The 1,035-nt window shown below is 57.0% G+C and carries 1 protein-coding gene; it reads left to right on the plus strand.

Going from position 1 to position 1,035, the window contains the following annotated elements:
- A partial coding sequence (locus ACXJ5O_RS28100; RefSeq protein WP_457302778.1) for a 2-hydroxy-3-oxopropionate reductase occupies window positions 1-715 on the plus strand: 715 nt, incomplete at its 5' end.
- Window positions 716-1,035: the final 320 nt, after the last annotated feature.

A 1,035-nucleotide genomic window follows, 5' to 3' on the forward strand; every position in this document is an offset into this window, starting at 1 on the left:
GACGGACATCATCATCTTGATGCTGCCGGACACACCGGAAGTGAAGGATGTTCTCTTCGGCGAAAATGGCGTGGTCTTCGGGCTGAAGCCGGGCAAGCTTGTCATCGACATGAGCTCGATCTCGCCGATCGATACCAAGGAGTTCGCAAAGAAGATCCGCGAAACCGGCAGCGAATATATCGATGCGCCGGTGTCCGGCGGCGAGGTTGGCGCCAAGAATGCGACGCTCAGCATCATGGCGGGCGGTGAGCAGAGCGCGTTCGATCGCGCCTTGCCACTCTTCAAATTGTTGGGCAAAAACATAACCCTAGTCGGCGACTGCGGCGACGGTCAGGTGACAAAGGTCGCCAATCAGATCATCGTTGCGCTGACCATCGAAGCCATATCGGAGGCGCTTGTATTGGCGTCGAAAGCAGGCGCCGACCCGGCTCGGGTACGCGAAGCCCTGATGGGCGGCTTTGCCTCCTCCCGTATTCTGGAACTGCATGGCGAGCGGATGATCAAGCGGACCTTCGATCCGGGTTTCCGCATATCGCTGCACCAGAAAGACCTCAATCTGGCGCTGCAAAGCGCCAAAACACTGGGTGTTTCACTGCCTAATACGGCCTCGACGCAGGAATTGTTCAACAGCTGTGCCGCAAACGGCGACAGCGGTCTCGATCATTCCGGCCTGGTAAAGGCGCTTGAACGCATCGCCAATCACCAGGTTGCTTGAGCGACCTCTTCTAAACCTGTAGTGACGCGATCTTCGCGTCACTACACAAAACCATAAATTTCGGTACTGACAATTTTCGCCGGGCAATTGCCACGATGCGTCTTGAGAAGATAAGACCCTCTCCATAGATTCCCGTTTCCCAGTTCTGGCGAGAGTTCAACCATGGCGAGCAATACACCACCGCGGATCCTCTGTGTCGGGGCGCTGACCATGGATACGATTTTCCGGCTCGACCGGTTGCCGCCGGGACCCGGCAAATTCATTCCGCTCGAAGCGATCGAAATTGCCGCAGGCATGGCGTCGAGCGCCGCCACAAGTAT

This window comes from Phyllobacterium sp. P5_D12 (genome assembly GCF_054049495.1).